Genomic DNA, 16,831 nt, shown 5'->3' with positions numbered 1-16,831 from the left:
GGTGAAGTGATTCAGGAGGGTGCGATGGATGAACCCGATGCCGGCGGCGACGGTGCCGCCCTCTGCCTGTCGGGCGTTGAACAACAGCGCCTCCGCCTGCTCGCCGACCGTGCCGACTGGGCGAACGCGACAGATGTGGATGCCGCGGGCGTGCAACTCGTCCTCTCCGCCATGGCCTCCGGCATCGCCCCGCCCGCTGCTCTGCGGGAGTCGGCGGTGTTGCGGCAGGTCTGGCAGGCCCTCGCGCTCGACGACGTCGCAGACGCCGAGCTCTCGCTGGAGGACGGGCGCCTGACCGTGAGTGAGGGGCCCGAATGACACGCACGGTCCTCGTCGTGGACGATTCCCCCTCGGTCCGCCGGATGATCTCGATGACGCTGAAGGGGGCGGGCTACAGCGTGGTCGAGGCCGAGGACGGCCAGATGGCGCTGGAGCGCGCCAGCAGCGCGCGACCGGACGCCGTGATCACCGACCAGAACATGCCCAGGCTCGACGGCCTGGGGTTCGTTCGCGCCTTCCGGGCTCGTCCCGAGGGCCGCGGCGTGCCTGTCGTCTTTCTCTCGACCGAAACCGACGCCGCGAAAAAGGACCAGGCCCGCGCCGCCGGGGCGATCGGCTGGATGGTGAAACCGTTCGACCAGGCGAAGCTGCTCGACGTCATGCGCCGGGTGCTCGGATGATGGACGAAGAGACGCTCACCCTGTTCCGCGCCGAGGCCGGCGCTCTCGTGGAAAGCCTCGAGACCAGTCTCCTTGCCCTCAAGGACAGGCCGAACGACCGCGAACTGATCGACAGCGCCTTCCGCGATCTTCACACGCTCAAGGGCACGGGCGCCATGTTCGGCCGGGCGGATGTGGCCTCGTTCCTGCACGACTTCGAGACCGCCTTCGATCGCGTGCGCGACGGGTCGATGGCCGTCACGCCCGAACTCGTCGCCCTGTCCCTCTCAGCCCGTGACCATGTCGCCGACCTCCTGCGCGCCGGGGAGCCTGTTGCGCAGGATCCGGCGGGGCAAGAGATACTCGCCCGCCTTGCCGCCCTGACGGACGGTGCGGTCCCCGCTCCAAGTGCGGGTCCGGGGCCGGAGCCGCAAGGCGCGTGGCAGGTCAGCTTCACCCTCCCGCCCGATACCCTCGCCCTCGGCGGCCGCCCCGAACTGGTGCTGGAGGAACTCCGGCGTATCGGCGCCCGGCGCATCCGGGCCCGCGTCGCAGGAATACCCCCGCTGGAGGAGATCGATCCCGAGAACCTCTACCTTTCCTGGGTTGCCGAAATCGACGCCTCCGTGACGGAGGACGAGATCCGGGGCGCCTTCCTCTTCCACGAGGACGGCCTCGACCTCCGGATCGAGCCGCCGGCACCGCCGTCCGACGGCGAGACCAGTGCGGCAGGCCCGCCGGAGCCCAAACCGGCCCTCGCTCCGCAGCGAGGCACGTCCCTGATGCGCGTCCCCGCTGAGCGCCTCGACGAGATGATGGACCGGGTGGGTGAGCTGGTCATCGCGGAGGCGAGGCTCGCCGATCTTGCGGCCCGCTCGCGCGACCCCGCCCTCATGTCCGTGGCCGAGGACATCCAGCGCCTCGCCACCGGCATGCGGGACAACACCATGTCGATCCGGATGACGCCGATCGGCGCGATCACGCCCCGCTTCCGGCGCCTCGTCCACGACGTCTCCGCCGATCTCGGCAAGCCGTTGACCCTCGACCTGCGGGGCGAGGAAACGGAGCTCGACAAGACTGTCATCGACCGTCTGACCGATCCGCTCATGCACCTCATCCGCAACGCGGCCGACCACGGTCTGGAGAATACGGAGACCCGCCGGGCCCTCGGAAAGCCCGAAACCGGCCGCATCACGCTCTCAGCCGGCTACTCCGGCGCCGAGGTTCTGGTCACCCTGAGCGACGACGGAGGCGGCATCGATCGCTCCAGGGTGCGCGCCCGCGCCATCGAGCGCGGCCTCATCCCTGAAAGCGTTCCGGAAAACGACGAGGGCCTGCTCAAGCTCATCTTCGAGCCCGGCTTCTCCACCGCGGAAACCGTGACGAAGCTCTCGGGCCGCGGGGTCGGGATGGACGTCGTCCGCCGCTCCATCGAGGAGCTCCGCGGCACGATCGACGTCGCCAGCGAGGCCGGGCGCGGCACCACGATCACGCTCCGACTGCCGCTGACTCTCGCCATCATCGACGGTCTCCTGATCGAGATCGGATCGGAGCGTTTCGTCGTCCCGCTCGCCGCGGTGGACGAAATCGTCGAACTCCCCGAGCGCCACCGGGACGGTGAGAGCGGCAACGCCTTCCTCGACATCCGCACCAGCCTGGTGCCCTTCCTCCGTCTCAGGTCCCTTCTGCGCGCGACGGGTGATCCCGATCCCCATCAGAAGGTCGTCATCGTGACCAGCGGCGACGATCGGATCGGCTTGGTCGTCGACCGGATCGTCGGCAATCACCAGACGGTCATCAAGCAGCTCTCGCCCCTGCACTCCGGCCTCAAGTCCTTCTCGGGGGCGACGCTTCTCGGGGACGGTGCGGTCGCTCTCATCCTGGACGTACCGAACCTCGTCGCCCGCGGTAGAGGCCTCGCCGAAGAAACGGTGGAGGCCGCATGACCCAGGAAGGGATCAATGACCAAGCGCCCGCCACCCGCAACGTCGTCACCTTCGACCTGTGCGGAGAAGTTCTCGCCGTCCCGGCGAGCCAGCTGCGAGAGGTCCTCGAGCCCGTCCGCGTCACGCGTGTCCCGGGCGCGCCGCCCTTCGTTGCGGAGCTCGTGAACGTGCGCGGCGCTGTCGTGCCGCTGGCCGACCTCCGCGTCCCCCTCAAGATGCCGCCGGGGGCCGACGGCCCCGAGGCCCGCATACTGGTGCTCGAGATCCCGCTCGACGGGCAGGAGATGGTGGTCGGCATTCGCGCCGATACCGTCCACGAGGTCACCCGTATCGGGCCCGCCGATCTTGAGGAGATACCGACCGTCGGAAGCCGCTGGCCGCCGCGTTTCGTCGCCGCGATCGGCCGCTGGCGGGGTCACTTCGTCACGCTCCCCGACCTCGCCGCGATTTTCGCCGACTTCCTCGCCGGCCCGCCGGGCCGCGCCCCGTCCGCCGGATCCTCCGGCCTCGCCCCCGAACCGGAGACGACCTGATGCGACTGACCATAAAGCTGAAACTCATCGTGGCCTTCGTCCTGCTCATCGCACTGAGCGGCACAGCGCTCTTCATCGCGCTTAACGACCTCGGCCGTCTCAATGCCCGCCTTGGAGAGCTGGTCAACAACTCGGCGAAGAGGGTCGAGCTCGCGCAGGCGGTCACGGCAGAACAGCTCCGGACCCAGCGCAACATCCGGGAGCATCTCCTCGCGGAACGTCCGGAAGTCCAGCGCGAGATCGAGGAGGAGATCGAGAGCAGCCGCATCGCGCACGACACGCTCCTGGCCGAGCTGCGGTCGCTTGCTACGGCAGAGGGAGAAGCTCTTCTCGCGGAGTACGTCGCGACCGCGGAGCAGCTTCGTCAGACTGCGGGCCGGGCGATGGCGATCAGCGCCACGGACAACATCCGGGCCTATCGCCTTCTCTCCGGGGAGGGACAGGACCTCTGGGCCCAGATGGAGCTCAAGCTCGACGAGATCCTCCAGGACAATCGCCGGACAATGGCCGAGGCCGCCGAGAATGCCGATACGCTCTACGCCCGCGCCAGGCTGACGATCCTCGGGCTCATGATCCTGGCCCTCCTGGTCAGCACCGGGGTCGCGGCGTGGCTGATCCTGGGCATCTCCCGTGGCCTCAACCGGGCCATCTCGATCGCCCGGCAGGTGGCCTCCGGCGACCTCACCTCGACGGCGCACCTGCGCGGAAACGACGAGGTCACCGACCTGCTCCGGTCCCAGAACGAAATGGTCGAAAAGCTGCGGAAGGTCGTCGGCGACGTCTCCGGCGGCGCATCGAACGTGGCGGCCGGCGCGGGCCAGATGGCCTCGACATCGGAGGAACTCAGCCAGGGCGCGACCGAGCAGGCCTCGTCGACAGAGGAAGCCTCGAGCTCGATGGAGCAGATGGCCGCCAACATCAAGCAGACCGCGGAGAACGCCTCCGAGACTGAGGGCGTGGCCCAGAAATCTGCCAAGGACGCCCGCGCCAGCGGCAAGGCCGTGGCCGAGGCTGTCGAGGCCATGAAGACGATCGCGGAACGCATCATGGTCGTGCAGGAAATCGCCCGCCAGACCGACCTGCTGGCTCTCAACGCCGCGGTCGAGGCGGCTCGCGCCGGCGAGCATGGCCGCGGTTTCGCTGTCGTGGCGAGCGAGGTTCGCAAGCTCGCAGAGCGCAGCCAGACCGCCGCCGGCGAAATCTCCTCGCTTTCCACGAATACCGTCAAGGCGGCCGAGGAGGCCGGACAGATGCTCGACGGTCTCGTCCCCGACATCGAACGGACGGCGGAGCTCGTGATCCAGATCAGCGGCGCAAGCCAGGAACTCGCCACGGGCGCCACGCAGGTGAACAGTGCCATTCAGCAGCTCGACAAGGTCACGCAGGAAAACACCTCCGCGTCGGAGCAGCTCAGCTCGACAGCGGAACAACTCGCCGCGCAGGCAGACACCCTGCGTAGCACGATGAGCTATTTCCGGCTGGCCGCATCCGAATTTCAGCCCACGACCCGCACGACGCCACATGCGCCCACGCCAAAGGTTCAGCCAATGTCCTCCGGTGGGTTCGATTTTGACCTCAGCCCGGCGGAAGACGCGCTCGATGCCGAATTCGCCCGGCGCGCGCGCGACGCGGCATGACCGTCGATCCGGACCACGGCATGCTGGACGGAACCGTCATCACCTTCAGTCTCGGCGAGGCGCTCTTTGCGCTGCCGGTCGCGCCCGTGCTCGAGATCCTCGACGCCAAGCCTGTCGCCCCGGTGCCCCGCGCGCCCCAGCATCTCCTGGGTCTCATCGACCGGCGGGGCGCAAGCGTACCGGTCGTCGACCTTCGCCGCATGCTGGGGCAGCCGGCAAGGGAGGATACCTTCGAAACCCGCATCGTCGTCCTCCGGGTCGGAGGCCAGGGCGCAACGGCGCGCAGGGTCGGGCTGAGGGTGGACCGGGTCATAGAGGTGACCGAACTCGACGAGGCCGGCGCCGCTCCCCTGGCCGAGGCGGAGCTCTTGCACTGGAATGAGCGCATGGTCGCCGGCGTCGGCCGCAGGGGCGGGCGGTTCGTCACCCTGCTCGAGGTCTCGGCCCTGTTCGAAGGCAGGCTCGCGCCCACGGAGGAGGAGCCGCAGTCATGAGTGCCGCCGGAACGGCCCGTTCTGCCACCGACCATCTGGACCGGTTCTGCCGCGTGGTCCGCGCGACGACTGGCATCAACCTTTCCGAGTCGAAGCGACTCATGATCGAGGCGCGGCTGCGCAAGCGATTGACCGCGCTCAATCTTCCGACGCTCGATGCCTACTTCGCGCACCTCTTCGAGAAAGGCGGGCTGGAGGCAGAGCTGCCCCACGTTGTCGAAGTGATTACGACCAACAAGACGGACTTCTTCCGCGAGCCCGACCGCTATGCTCTGCTGGACGACCGGCTGATCCCGGAGGCCATCGCCGAACAGCCCCGGTCCCAGCGGGTCCGCTTTCGCCTCTGGAGCGCGGCCGCCTCTACCGGGGCAGAGGCCTGGTCGGCGGCAATGTTGCTGCACCGGGCGGCGCAATCCGAGCCGAGATTCGACTGGGCGATCCTCGGCACGGATATCACGCGCAGCGTCCTCGAGACCGCGCGCCGGGCCGTCTACCCGGAGCGGGAGCTTGCCCCGGTGCCACCGGACCTTCGCAGGGCCTGCACCATGACCGGCCGGGGCGGGCGCGGCGAAGCCCGCGCGCGGATAGTGCCGGAGCTGCGGGCCCGCGTCCGTTTCGCCCCGCTCAACCTTCTCTCGCCGCCGTACGCCGTGGACGCAGGCCTCGACGTGATCTTCCTGCGCAACGTGCTCATCTACTTCGAGCGCGAGACGCAGGCGCGCGTGATCGATGCGGTCGCCGATCACCTGAGGCCCGGCGGCCATCTCATCGTCGGTCATTCGGAATCCATGATCGTCCAGCGGCCCGGTCTGAGCCAGCGCGCGCCGGGCGTCTTTCGACTCGAAGGAGTCCAGCGATGACCAGGATCCGTGTCCTCATCGTCGATGATAGCGCGGCCGCAAGGAGTGCCCTGCGCCGCCTGTTGGAGGGCGACGGCGGGATCGAGGTCATCGCCACTGCCCCCGATGCCTTCGCCGCGGCTGCGCAGATGCGCGAGAGCCTTCCGGACGTGATCCTGCTGGACCTCGAACTGCCCCGGATGGATGGGCTGACCTTCCTGGGCCGGATCATGGCGCAGCGGCCCATCCCTGTTGTCATCTGTTCGAGCCATACCGAGGCAGGGTCCCGCGCCGCGCTGCGCGCGCTCGAACTGGGCGCGGCCGAAGTGATCGGCAAGCCGCGCCTTGCCTCGGAGTCTGATCGGCAGGAGGCCCAGATCCGGCTCTGCGACGCCATCCGCGCCGCGGCGCATGCCGGGCGCCGCAGGCGGCCCAGCGGGGGGCGCGAGCCGCCCCCCGCGCCGGGGCCGGCACCGGATCTCCGCCCGGGCCCGAAGCTTACCGCCGATGCCGTTCTCGCGCCGCCGCGGCCGAGTTCCGTGGTCCCCCCGATGCCCCCGGTCATCGCGATCGGAGCCTCCACCGGCGGGACCGAGGCCTTGGCAAGGGTGCTGCCCGGTCTGTCCCCCCGGACGCCGCCCGTCGTCGTTGTCCAGCACATGCCGGAGAAATTCACCGCAGCCTTCGCCCGCCGGCTCGACGGGCTCTGCACGGTTCGCGTCTCCGAGGCGCGCGACGGCGACCGGCCGGAGAGGGGCGAGGTTCTGATCGCGCCCGGCGACAGTCACCTGATCCTGCGCCGGCACGGTCGCGGCTACAGGACCGACATCGTCTCCGGGCCATACGTCGCGCGGCACCGACCTTCGGTCGACGTGCTGTTTCGCTCCACCGCCATCGCCGCGGGTCCGGCGGCGCAGGGCATCCTCATGACGGGCATGGGCGACGACGGGGCGCGCGGCCTGGTCGAGATGCGGACTGCCGGCGCCGCGACCCTGATCCAGGATGAGGCGAGCTCCGTCGTCTGGGGCATGCCGGGCGAGGCGATGCGCATGGGCGGGGCCGATCGGGCCGTGCCGCTCGACCGGATCGCCGAAGCGATCGCCGAATTCGGCGCGCGCGCGGGGGCGGCATGAGGTCGGCCGACCCGGCAACCGATCTGGCCGCGCTGGCGCGGACGGCTCGGGCCGTCTCCTCGGAGATCGAAGCGGTCTTCGATGACGTGCCGCACCGTCTGTTCGAGCTGCAGGACCGGGTAGAGGCCGTCTCCGGCTCCCTTACCGACCTGTCCGCTCGGTGCGGCCTTGAGGGACGGACCAGGCTCGCGGATCAGGCGCGACGGGCGGGGGACCGGGCGACAGGGCTCCGGGAGCGGCTGGGACGGCTCGCCGAGGTGGCCGGCCTCATGCAGGACAGATCCGCGGAGATCCGGGGCCTGCTGACCGAGATTCGGCGCGACGCCCGGGGCACGCGCGTGATCGCCACGAACGCGCTGATCGTCGGCTCCTCCATTCGGGCGGGAGACGGCTCCATCCAGCACTTCGCAAGCGGCGCGCGCGAGACGATCGAGGAGGTTGAGCAGGCGCTGGAGCGGCTTGCCGAGGCTCTCGAAGACGCGGATGACCGCATGAAGGACGCTGGTCCCAAGCTCGAGGCCTGCAGCCGCGACCTGGCGCGCATGGACCGGCTGTACGTCGAACTTCCAGGACTCGTCGGCGCGGTCTTCGACCGGACCGACCTGCCACGCCGAGCCGCCGACCTTTCGGCGACGGTGACCCGTCTCGCGCAGGAACTCGGCGCGGCGCTGGTGGGGCTGCAGGCGGGAGATGCCCTTCGGCAGCGGCTCGATCACGTCGCCGAGATCGCGGAGTTGGCGCCCGGAACACCGGCCGAGGACCGGCCGGTCCTCCAGGCCCTCTGCAGGACCCTCGTTGCCACCGCGACCGAGAGCCTTCGGGAGGCGGAAGAGCGTGTCCTCCCACGGTTCGCGACGATGAAGGAGCACGCGGGACGCGCCGCAGCCGACCTGCGGGAACTCTCCGAGGCCGTCGATGCCGCGGACCTCACGGCCTTCGCCGACCGGCTGACGGCCGAGGCCGGCGGAGGTTCCGCCCTCGCCGCGCCGGCCCTTCGCGAGGAACTGCTTGCCGCCGCGAAGGCCTATGCCGCGGTCGCGGGACCGGCCGCGACCATCGCGCGGACCGAGCAGACGATCCACCTCATGGGGCTGAACGCCACGTTGGTCTCGACCCGCTACGGACAGGAGGGGCGGGCCATGATGGAAGTCTCACGCCAGCTGCGGGATTCCAGGACCGAGCTCGGGGACCGGTCCCGGGCGCTCATCGATCGGACCCGCCGCCAGGAAGCCGCCATCGCCGATCTGGAGGCGATCGAGCTCGGCGAAGAGCAGGGCGCGGCAGATGCGCTGAAGGACCTTGGGGAGTCGACGCGGGTGCTGGCCGACCTCCTCGCACGGGTTGCGGCGGCCCGCGACTTGGAGGTCGAAGCCGCGGTCGCCCGGGCCTCGGAGACGTTCGCAGGGTTCAGCGCGGGGATACGGCGCCGCCTCGCGCCCTGGGCCGACAAACACGCGCATGTCCCCGGCCCGATGTCCCCGGGCCTCTCGGCACGGATCCGGCGGCTCTATTCCATCGCGGACGAGCGCGAGGTTCACGACCGGATCGCGGGGCGGCCCCCGGGGGCGGACCCGGAGACCAGGGAAGAGGAAGAAGATGTCTTCTTCGCGTGACCTCGTCCCCTGGCCGCCGCGGCTCAGGCGTTGGCGTAGGCCTCCATGACCTCGTCCGGCGCCTCGAAGTTCGTCGTGACGGACTGAACGTCGTCGTCATCCTCGAGCGCTTCGACAAGCTTCATGAGCTTCTGCAGCCCCTCGAGGTCGAGCTCGGTCGTGTTGACCGGACGCCAGACGAGTTTCGTCGTCTCGGACTCGCCCAGTTGCTCCTCGAGCAGCGTCGAGACCTCGTTGAGATCGGTGTCGGCGCACCAGACGACATGTCCGTCGTCGCCCGATTCGACATCCTCTGCGCCCGCCTCGATCGCGGCCATCATGACGTCGTCGGCATCACCCACGTCGGCGGGGTAGACCACCTGGCCCTTGCGCTCGAACATGAAGCCGACCGAGCCGGTCTCGCCCAGGTTGCCGCCGTTCTTGCCGAAGGTCGACCGGACGGTGGAGGCGGTGCGGTTGCGGTTGTCGGTCATCGCCTCGACAATCACCGCCACGCCGTTCGGCCCGTAGCCCTCGTAGCGGATCTCCTCGTAATTCTCGGCGTCGCCGCCCTGCGCCTTCTTGATGGCGCGGTCGATCACGTCCTTCGGGACGGAGTTCGACTTGGCCTCCTTCACGGCCAGGCGCAGGCGGGGGTTCTTGTCGGGGTCGGGGTCGCCCATCTTCGCGGCGACCGTGATCTCCTTGGCGAGCTTGGAGAAGAGCTTGGACCGAGCGGCGTCCTGACGCCCCTTGCGGTGCTGGATGTTCGCCCACTTGGAATGGCCGGCCATGGTGTCCTCGTCTTGGCTGATTGCCGGGCATATAGGGCAGGGCACGGGCCCGCTGCAAGCCGCGCGACAGGCCCGGGGTCAGTCCTTGACGCGGCGCAGCCGGTAGACGCCCTCGGGCAGGTTCAGCGCCGCTCCCATGTCGCGGACCTGCGCGATCGAGAGCGTGATGGTCACGTCCCGGTCGGTCCGGGCGTCGAACTGGGTCAGCGTCACGCAGTCCTCGAAGGCATGGACGATCACGTCCTCCTTCAGCGGCGCCTCGCCGTCGTCGACGAGGGTCACGGTGGTGGCGTCGAAATCGTGCTCGATGGTGAACATGGGGCGAGCCTAGACCGCCCCGTGCTCACGGAAAAGGGCGGAGCGCTGCCGATCCCGTGAGCCGGCGTCCGGCGGGCTGGAAGCGCCCGCGCCACATGCTAGGAGAAGGGAAACCCCGTTTCCGGAGCCGTCCATGGGCCTCAGATCCGCCGCTCTTTCCGTTCTCGTCGCCGCCGGGCTCGCCGGCTGTGCCGCGCCGCCACCGGACGGTGTGACCACGACGAGCCCTGGCGAGAAGATCAACCCGGTCGCGGCCGTAGGCCAGGCGCTCGACGCCCGCACCGCCGCACGCACCTTCATCAGCGTGGTCGAGCGGGTCGAACCGGCCGCCGAGGCCGAGTGCCGCGAACGCGCGCCGCAGTTCAACTGCGATTTCCAGATCGTGGTGGACGACCGTCCGGGCCTGCCCGCCAACGCCTTCCAGACCGTCGACCAGCGCGGACGGCCCATCGTCGCCTTCACCCTCGCGCTCATCGCCGACGCGCGGAATGCCGATGAACTGGCCTTCGTCCTCAGCCACGAGGCGGCGCACCACATCGAGGGTCATCTCGCCCGCCAGCAGCGCAATGCCACGGCGGGGGCCGTCGTCTTTGGCCAGCTCGCGGGGGCGCTCGGGGCGCGCACGCCCGAAGAAGTGCGTGCCGCGCAGGAGATCGGCGCCGTTGTGGGCGCGCGGAGCTACTCCCGCGACTTCGAGCTGGAGGCCGACCGCCTCGGCACGATCATCACGGCCCGCGCGGGCTACGATCCCGTGCGCGGGGCCGACTTCTTCTTCCGGATTCCGGATCCGAGCGCCGTCTTCCTTTCGACCCACCCGCCGAACCAGGAGCGTGTGGCGATCGTCAGGTCGACCGCCGCGCAGCTGCGCCGCTAGAGCGGCCCCGGCACCTGCAGCGTCACGCCCCAGGCGATGGCGGCGAAGAAGCAGCCCGAGGCCGCAAGCACGAAGCCATGCCAGATCGCGTTCTGGAAGCGCAGTTTCTCCCAGGAGAAGAAGATCGTCCCGGCCGAATAGAGGAGCCCGCCGACCACGATCAGCGCGGTCCCCCCGGCCGGAAGCCGCTGGGCCAGGGGCCAGATGAGCGCCAGGCTGAACCACCCCAGCGCGAGGTAGAGAAGCGTGTTGAATCGCCCGGGCGCGCGCGAGACGAAGAGGCGCAGCACGGCGCCCATCATGGCGAGCGCCCAGACCACGGCCAGCACGATCCAGCCGAAAGCCGTGCCGATCAGGGCGACGAGCGGCGTGTAGGTGCCCGCGATCTTGAGGTAGATCGCCGCGTGATCCATGCGCCGCAGCATCGGCCTCGCGCGCTCCCACGGGGTCATGTGGTAGCAGGCCGAGACAACGAAGCTCAGGATCATCGCACCGCCGTAGACCGCGACCGCGGCCACGGTAAGCCCGGGCCGGTGACCCGCCGAGAGCACGATGAGGAGCACCGCGCCGGTGATGGCCAGCGCCATGCCGAGGAAATGCATCACGCCATCGGCGATCCGCTCGGCGCGGGTAAATGTAGGGTATGCGTCGCTGTAGGAACCGGTCATGTGGATAGAGTACGCGCAGTCGGGCCGAAAGAAAGAACAACGCTGCGAAACCCTGTGTTGATCCGGGTCAATTTACCGGCATTCGCAGCCTCGCAGGCACGGTCGGTGTCTCCTTGGAGACAGCCCTCACTCGGCTTCCGGTCCACCAACCGCCCGTCTCCGGCGCGCGAGATGCCGCCGGTAGAGCACCGGTGCGAGGACCTTCTCGTAGACTGCGGAGGCCGCCGGGCGGATCACCGGAAGTCCCGCGACGCGCGCCAGCCAGCGCATCCGCGGCATCTGCCGCCAGAGCACGAGAAACCCGTCGAGACCGCCATGCAGCTCGCCCTCGTGCAGGACGTAGAGTCGCCGGGCTGCTTCGTCGTCGGTCAGACCCCACTCCGCCAGTTCGGGCCCGTTCAGGTCGTCGAAGCGGATCGGCAGGCCCCGCCGGCGCGAATAGTCGGCATAGCGGTCGATCTCAAAGGAGCAGACCGGGCAGTCGCCGTTGTAGAGAACGCGTGTGTCTTCCGTCATGCCGCCCTAGATGGAGCGCGGACCGGCGACCGGCGAGGTGACGCAGGGTGACATCCGCGTGAGCGGCGCAACCCGGCCCGGGGCTCCCTACGTTCCTTAAATGACAGACCGGGAGACAGACATGACCCATCGCCGATCCTTCCTCGCAGGCGGCGCCGCGATCGCCGTGGCAGCCGTCGGCGGATATGCCGCGCTTCGTGGCAGCACGGCCGAATCCCAGGAAAGCTTCGAGGTCAGCCTCAGCGAAGAGGAATGGCGCGAGCGCCTGACCGATCAGGAATTCGCCGTGCTCCGTCAGGAAGCTACTGAAGAGCCCTATTCCAGCCCGCTGCTCGAGGAGAGCCGCACCGGTATCTACACCTGCGGCGGCTGCGGCCAGGACGTCTATTCCTCCGAGACGAAATTCGAGTCCGGCACCGGCTGGCCCAGCTTTTACGCGCCGCTCGAGAACGCGGTGGCGACCAAGACCGACTACAAGCTCGTCTATCCCCGTACCGAGGTCCATTGCGACCGCTGCGGCGGTCACTTGGGCCACATCTTCGACGACGGACCGGAGCCCACGGGCAAGCGCCACTGCCTCAACGGCGTCGCGCTGGACTTCCGCCCGGCCGAGGCATGAGCCGCGAGATATCGGTCGAGGAGCGGCGTTCGGTACCGCTCGACGGGCTCCTGCTGGGGTACGGGCCCGTCCTCCTTTTCCCCGCTCTCGCGCTGGTGGCCTGGCTGACGCCGGCGCCCTGGGCGATCATCGCCATCTTCGCGGGACAGATCGTCGGCGCGGCGCTGCTGTGCTTCTTCGCCGGGGTGCGCCGGGGGCTAAGTTTCCGCACCGAGGGCGGGCCGAAGCCACGGCAGATCGCCGTCATGCTCGCGCTCTTCTTCGGCGGGCTCGTGGCCCTCGTGCTGCCGCCGGCCCTCGGCCTGCTCATCGTCCTCGTCGCGATCGCGGCCATGGGCATCTTCGAGCCGAGGGCGGCCGAGCGCGGAGAGGTCCCGCTCTACTTCGCGCGTCTCCGCCCGCCGCAGATGACCATCGCCGTGGTCGGCCTCGCAATGCTCCTCGTCGCGGCCCTTTGAGCCACATCAAGGCGCGGCGGCACGCTCCGGGGCAGGAGAGGCGAAACAGCTCCGGAGGACGCCCCGATGTTCGGTCTCAAGACCATCTCCCGCCACGCCGACCTCACCACCCGCATGGCCTCGGCCCTCGGCCGCGACCCGTCCCGCTCGATGATCTCCAGCCCCACGGGCGCCGAACGCTGGCGCGGCGCGGTCCTTTCCTGCACCGCCTGCACCCAGGCCGAGGCCTGCGGCAAATGGCTGGAGACGCACGACCACGCGGACCAGCCGCCGGCCTACTGCCGCGGACGCGCCTACTTCGCGGGACTTCCGAAAGAGGCCGAGCCGGCCTGACCTAGCCCGGCAGGCGGCCCCAGAGGTCGTACTCGCCGGCCTCGTCCACCTCGACCGTCACCAGGTCGCCGACGGAGAGACCCTTGGTCCCCTCGTCGATGAAGAGGCAGCCGTCGATCTCGGGCGCGTCGGCCTTGGTGCGGCAGGTGGCGATGCCGTCGGCGTCGATGTCGTCGACGAGGACCTCCTGCAGGGTGCCGACCTTGGCGGCGAGCTTCTTCTCCGAGATCGCCTGAGCCTTTTCCATGAAGCGCTTCCAACGGTCCTGCTTGACCGCTTCGGGGACGTGATCGGGCAGGGCATTCGACCGCGCACCCTCGACATCCTCGTACTTGAAGCAGCCGACCCGGTCGAGCTGGGCCTCGTCGAGCCAGTCGAGAAGGTAGTCGAACTCCGCCTCGGTCTCGCCGGGGTAGCCCACGATGAAGGTGGAGCGCAGGGCGATCTCGGGGCAGATCTCGCGCCAGGCGGCGATCTCGGTCAGCGTCTCGGTCTGCGCGCTGGGCCGAGCCATGCGCTTCAGCGTGTCCGGATGGGCGTGCTGGAAGGGGATGTCGAGGTAGGGCAGCACCAGCCCCTCGGCCATCAACGGGATCAGGTTGCGCACGCGGGGGTAGGGATAGACGTAGTGCAGCCGCACCCAGGCTCCGAGGCTCCCCAGGTCGCGGGCGAGGTCGTCGATATGGGCGCGGTGGCCCCGCTCCTCGGCGAACCTGATGTCGGCACCGTAGGCGGAGGTGTCCTGGCTGATGACCAGCAGCTCTTTCACGCCGCTCTCGACCAGCTTCTCGGCCTCGCGGATCACGGCATGGGCCGGACGGCTGACCAGGCGGCCGCGCATGTCGGGGATCACGCAGAACTTGCAGCGGTGGTTACAGCCCTCGGAGATCTTGAGGTAGCTGTAGTGCCGCGGCGTGAGCTTCACGCCGGAAGCGGGCAGCAGGTCGACGAAGGGGTCTGGGGCGGGCGGAACCGCGGAGTGCACCGCGTCGAGCACCTGCTCGTACTGGTGCGGTCCTGTCACCGCGAGGACCTTGGGATGCGCGCCGGTGATGTACTCGGGCTCCGCCCCGAGGCAGCCGGTGACGATGACACGGCCGTTCGACTCCAGAGCCTCTCCGATCGCCTCGAGGCTCTCGGCCTTGGCGCTGTCGAGGAACCCGCAGGTGTTCACGATGACCGCCTCGGCGCCCTGGTAGTTGGGCGAGATGGCGTAGCCCTCGGCCCGGAGGCGGGTCAGGATGCGCTCGCTGTCGACCAGCGCCTTGGGGCAGCCGAGGGAGACCATGCCGATCGTCGGCTGGCCGGGACGGCGCTCTTCCGCGAGGCGGGGGCGCGAGAGATCGGGGCGGAGGTCGGGCGGGTTCAGCGACATGGGCGCCACATAGGGACTTTCGGCGCCTTGGGGAAGGGGGTGCGACTCGGGCGTCCAAATTTGGACGGGGATATAACGCGCTGATATAAATACAAATATCGGAATGGATCGCCCCGCGGCCGGCCGGGGCAGGAGGGGCGCTGCCCCTCTGGCGCCCGCCGGGCGCCATTCACCCCGGGATATTTCGGCCCAGAAGAGCGAGGGGGATTGCGGCTCCGGCCGCGCCGGGCATGCTGGCCGGACGGTTCAAGGGAGGGACGCCATGACATTGTTCGAGGGACTCGATCCGGAGGGGCTCTACGCCGGGCGGATCGAGGGGCCGGAGGGCCCGCTCGTCGTCCGCTGGACCGGAGGTGTCCTGTCGGACGTGACCTGCCGCGCGGTGCCCACGATGCGCGACCTGCTGGAACGTGAGGACGTCGCCGACTGGCTGCGCGCGGCCCGGGGGCGGGAGGTGGCGGAGCCGGAGGTGCTGCTCGCCCCCTGTGACCTGCAGGCGGTGAAGGCCTGCGGCGTGACCTTCGCCCGCTCGATGATCGAGCGGGTCATCGAGGAACGCGCGGGCGGCGATTCCGCTGCCGCCGAGGCGGTGCGCGCCCGCATCGCGGACGCCGTGGGCCAGCGGCTCCGCGATCTCGTGCCGGGGTCCGAGAAGGCGGCGCAGGCCAAGGCAGCGCTGCAGGCCGAGGGGCTCTGGTCGCAGTACCTGGAGGTCGGCATCGGCCCGGACGCCGAGGTCTTCACCAAGTGCCCGCCCATGGCCGCCGTGGGCTCGGGGGCCGAGGTGGGCATTCACCCGGCCTCGGACTGGAACAACCCCGAGCCGGAGATCGTGCTCGCCGTGGACAGCCGGGGCGTGCCGCGCGGCGCGACGCTGGGCAACGACGTGAACCTGCGTGACGTGGAGGGACGCTCGGCGCTGCTGCTGGGCAAGGCCAAGGACAACAACGCCTCCGCGGCCATCGGGCCGATGGTGCGGCTCTTCGACGAGGGCTTCGGCATGGAGGACGTGCGCCGCGCCGAGATCGTCCTGCGGGTCGAGGGCGCGGACGGCTTTGTGCTGACCGGTCGGTCCTCGATGAGCGAGATCAGCCGCGACCCGGAGGACCTCGTCGCCCAGGCCATCGGGCCGCATCACCAGTATCCCGACGGGCTGATGCTCTATCTCGGCACGCTCTTCTCGCCGGTGGAGGATCGCGACGCGCCGGGGCAGGGCTTCACCCACAAGCCCGGCGACCGGGTGGAGATCGCTGCCGAAGGGCTGGGGCGCCTCGTGAACACCGTGGGCCCGGCGACGGAGTGCCCGCCCTGGACGCTGGGCGCGGGCGGCCTGATGCGGAACCTCGCCGGGCGCGGGCTGCTCTGAGGCGGGCCGTCAGGCCTCCTCGTATCGGAAACGCGGCACGACCTCGGTAATCCAGGGCATGCGCCCGCGCTCCTCGCCCTCCCGGATCTGGCCGTTGAGGGCGAGCAGGGCGTAGCCGTGCACGAGCGACCAGAGCATGGTCTCGGTCCTGAGCTGCCGGTCGGGCCCCTCCGCGCCGGGCCAATCGAGGCCCCGCGAGATCTCCTCGAGCACCGCGTAGCTCCGGCGGGCGGCGGCGAGAAGGTCCGGATCGTCGAAGTCGCAGTAGTGCTTGGAAAACATCAGCTCGAAGAGCGCCGGATGGCGGCGCGCGAAGCGGATGTAGCCCTCGGTCGCCGCCTGCAGCCGCTCCGGGCCGGGGGAGGTTTCGGTCAGCCCCTCGCGCATGGCGGCGGCGTGCCGGCGGAAGCCCTCGGTGCCGATGGCGGTGAGCAGGGCGCGGAGGTTCGCGAAGTGGTTGCGCGGGGCGGTATGGCTCACCCCGACCCGGCCCGCGATGGCGCGCAGCGAGAGCCGGTCGAGGCCCTCCTCCTCGAGTATCGCGATCCCGGCCTCCACCAGCGCCGGTTTCAGGTCGCCGTGGTGGTACTTTTTCTCTTTCGGCATCAGGTGCTTCCCGCTTTGATGTTGCCAATGTAAATATTTTCGCTTGGCGTGCAAGCCAGCCGGCGCTAGAT

Annotated in this window: 20 protein-coding genes; 14 read left to right on the top strand and 6 right to left on the bottom strand. The window is 69.7% G+C overall.

Going from position 1 to position 16,831, the window contains the following annotated elements; genetic code table 11:
- Nucleotides 1-24 precede the first annotated feature (24 nt).
- From F3S47_RS10900 to F3S47_RS10860, 9 genes are read left to right on the top strand one after another with little or no spacing between them, the layout of a single operon-like run.
- Nucleotides 25-318, top strand: a complete 294-nt coding sequence (locus F3S47_RS10900; RefSeq protein ID WP_150445294.1) for a hypothetical protein — start codon at nt 25-27, stop codon at nt 316-318.
- Nucleotides 315-680, top strand: coding sequence for a response regulator (locus F3S47_RS10895; RefSeq protein WP_150445293.1), 366 nt, complete (start codon nt 315-317; stop codon nt 678-680). Before F3S47_RS10900 ends, F3S47_RS10895 begins: the two co-directional genes overlap by 4 nt.
- Nucleotides 680-2,605, top strand: coding sequence for a chemotaxis protein CheA (locus F3S47_RS10890; protein WP_317978260.1), 1,926 nt, complete (start codon nt 680-682; stop codon nt 2,603-2,605). Before F3S47_RS10895 ends, F3S47_RS10890 begins: the two co-directional genes overlap by 1 nt.
- Complete coding sequence (locus F3S47_RS10885) at nt 2,602-3,138, top strand: chemotaxis protein CheW (RefSeq protein ID WP_150445291.1); 537 nt, start codon at nt 2,602-2,604, stop codon at nt 3,136-3,138. The genes F3S47_RS10890 and F3S47_RS10885 overlap by 4 nt, the downstream gene beginning before the upstream one ends.
- Nucleotides 3,138-4,775, top strand: coding sequence for a methyl-accepting chemotaxis protein (locus F3S47_RS10880; RefSeq protein WP_150445290.1), 1,638 nt, complete (start codon nt 3,138-3,140; stop codon nt 4,773-4,775). Before F3S47_RS10885 ends, F3S47_RS10880 begins: the two co-directional genes overlap by 1 nt.
- Nucleotides 4,772-5,269, top strand: coding sequence for a chemotaxis protein CheW (locus tag F3S47_RS10875; RefSeq protein WP_223877796.1), 498 nt, complete (start codon nt 4,772-4,774; stop codon nt 5,267-5,269). The genes F3S47_RS10880 and F3S47_RS10875 overlap by 4 nt, the downstream gene beginning before the upstream one ends.
- Entirely contained in the window at nt 5,266-6,129 is an 864-nt protein-coding gene (locus F3S47_RS10870; protein WP_150445289.1) for a CheR family methyltransferase, read from the top strand. Before F3S47_RS10875 ends, F3S47_RS10870 begins: the two co-directional genes overlap by 4 nt.
- Nucleotides 6,126-7,241 carry a chemotaxis-specific protein-glutamate methyltransferase CheB gene (gene cheB / locus F3S47_RS10865; protein WP_150445288.1) on the top strand — a complete coding sequence of 372 codons (1,116 nt, stop codon included), beginning with the start codon at nt 6,126-6,128 and terminating at the stop codon, nt 7,239-7,241. Before F3S47_RS10870 ends, cheB begins: the two co-directional genes overlap by 4 nt.
- Complete coding sequence (locus tag F3S47_RS10860; RefSeq protein ID WP_150445287.1) at nt 7,238-8,854, top strand: coiled-coil domain-containing protein; 1,617 nt, start codon at nt 7,238-7,240, stop codon at nt 8,852-8,854. The genes cheB and F3S47_RS10860 overlap by 4 nt, the downstream gene beginning before the upstream one ends.
- Nucleotides 8,855-8,877: 23 nt before the next feature.
- Here the strand turns inward: F3S47_RS10860 and F3S47_RS10855 are convergent, their stop codons facing one another.
- Both F3S47_RS10855 and F3S47_RS10850 read right to left on the bottom strand, forming a co-directional pair.
- A complete protein-coding gene (locus tag F3S47_RS10855; RefSeq protein WP_150445286.1) occupies nt 8,878-9,627 on the bottom strand; it encodes a YebC/PmpR family DNA-binding transcriptional regulator in 750 nt (249 codons plus the stop codon).
- A 78-nt stretch (nt 9,628-9,705) separates the two neighbouring features.
- Nucleotides 9,706-9,945, bottom strand: coding sequence for a hypothetical protein (locus tag F3S47_RS10850; RefSeq protein WP_150445285.1), 240 nt, complete (start codon nt 9,943-9,945; stop codon nt 9,706-9,708).
- A gap of 133 nt (nt 9,946-10,078) precedes the next feature.
- Between F3S47_RS10850 and F3S47_RS10845 the strand changes: the two genes are divergently transcribed.
- The gene (locus tag F3S47_RS10845) at nt 10,079-10,819 is read left to right on the top strand and encodes a M48 family metallopeptidase (RefSeq protein ID WP_150445284.1); all 741 of its coding nucleotides are present in this window, start codon (nt 10,079-10,081) and stop codon (nt 10,817-10,819) included.
- Here the strand turns inward: F3S47_RS10845 and trhA are convergent.
- Together trhA and F3S47_RS10835 are read right to left on the bottom strand one after the other, a co-directional pair.
- Complete coding sequence (gene trhA / locus F3S47_RS10840; RefSeq protein WP_150445283.1) at nt 10,816-11,487, bottom strand: PAQR family membrane homeostasis protein TrhA; 672 nt, start codon at nt 11,485-11,487, stop codon at nt 10,816-10,818. The two genes, F3S47_RS10845 and trhA, sit on opposite strands and share 4 nt — an antisense overlap.
- A gap of 126 nt (nt 11,488-11,613) precedes the next feature.
- Nucleotides 11,614-12,003 carry a thiol-disulfide oxidoreductase DCC family protein gene (locus F3S47_RS10835; protein ID WP_150445282.1) on the bottom strand — a complete coding sequence of 130 codons (390 nt, stop codon included), beginning with the start codon at nt 12,001-12,003 and terminating at the stop codon, nt 11,614-11,616.
- A gap of 121 nt (nt 12,004-12,124) precedes the next feature.
- On the opposite strand from F3S47_RS10835, the gene msrB reads away from it, so the two are divergent.
- The 3 genes from msrB (at nt 12,125) to F3S47_RS10820 (ending at nt 13,413) form a co-directional block, all read left to right on the top strand.
- A complete protein-coding gene (msrB, locus tag F3S47_RS10830) occupies nt 12,125-12,622 on the top strand; it encodes a peptide-methionine (R)-S-oxide reductase MsrB (protein ID WP_150445281.1) in 498 nt (165 codons plus the stop codon).
- Nucleotides 12,619-13,080 carry a DUF3429 domain-containing protein gene (locus F3S47_RS10825; protein ID WP_150445280.1) on the top strand — a complete coding sequence of 154 codons (462 nt, stop codon included), beginning with the start codon at nt 12,619-12,621 and terminating at the stop codon, nt 13,078-13,080. Before msrB ends, F3S47_RS10825 begins: the two co-directional genes overlap by 4 nt.
- Nucleotides 13,081-13,146: 66 nt before the next feature.
- A complete protein-coding gene (locus F3S47_RS10820) occupies nt 13,147-13,413 on the top strand; it encodes a DUF6455 family protein (RefSeq protein ID WP_150445279.1) in 267 nt (88 codons plus the stop codon).
- Between the two features lies 1 nt (nt 13,414).
- Here the strand turns inward: F3S47_RS10820 and rimO are convergent, their stop codons facing one another.
- Complete coding sequence (gene rimO, locus F3S47_RS10815) at nt 13,415-14,788, bottom strand: 30S ribosomal protein S12 methylthiotransferase RimO (protein ID WP_191090158.1); 1,374 nt, start codon at nt 14,786-14,788, stop codon at nt 13,415-13,417.
- 262 nt (nt 14,789-15,050) lie between these two features.
- On the opposite strand from rimO, the gene F3S47_RS10810 reads away from it, so the two are divergent.
- On the top strand, nt 15,051-16,154 hold the full coding sequence (locus F3S47_RS10810) for a fumarylacetoacetate hydrolase family protein (protein WP_150445277.1): 1,104 nt from the start codon (nt 15,051-15,053) through the stop codon (nt 16,152-16,154).
- A 9-nt stretch (nt 16,155-16,163) separates the two neighbouring features.
- On the opposite strand, the gene F3S47_RS10805 is transcribed toward F3S47_RS10810, so the two are convergent.
- On the bottom strand, nt 16,164-16,760 hold the full coding sequence (locus F3S47_RS10805) for a TetR/AcrR family transcriptional regulator (RefSeq protein ID WP_150445276.1): 597 nt from the start codon (nt 16,758-16,760) through the stop codon (nt 16,164-16,166).
- Nucleotides 16,761-16,831 lie beyond the last annotated feature (71 nt).

It is taken from the genome of Histidinibacterium aquaticum (assembly GCF_008710275.1).
In the GTDB taxonomy this organism is placed as follows: domain Bacteria; phylum Pseudomonadota; class Alphaproteobacteria; order Rhodobacterales; family Rhodobacteraceae; genus Oceanicola; species Oceanicola aquaticus.
The sequence above is the reverse complement of the archived record's forward strand: the minus strand, read 5'-3'. Positions and strand labels throughout refer to the sequence as shown.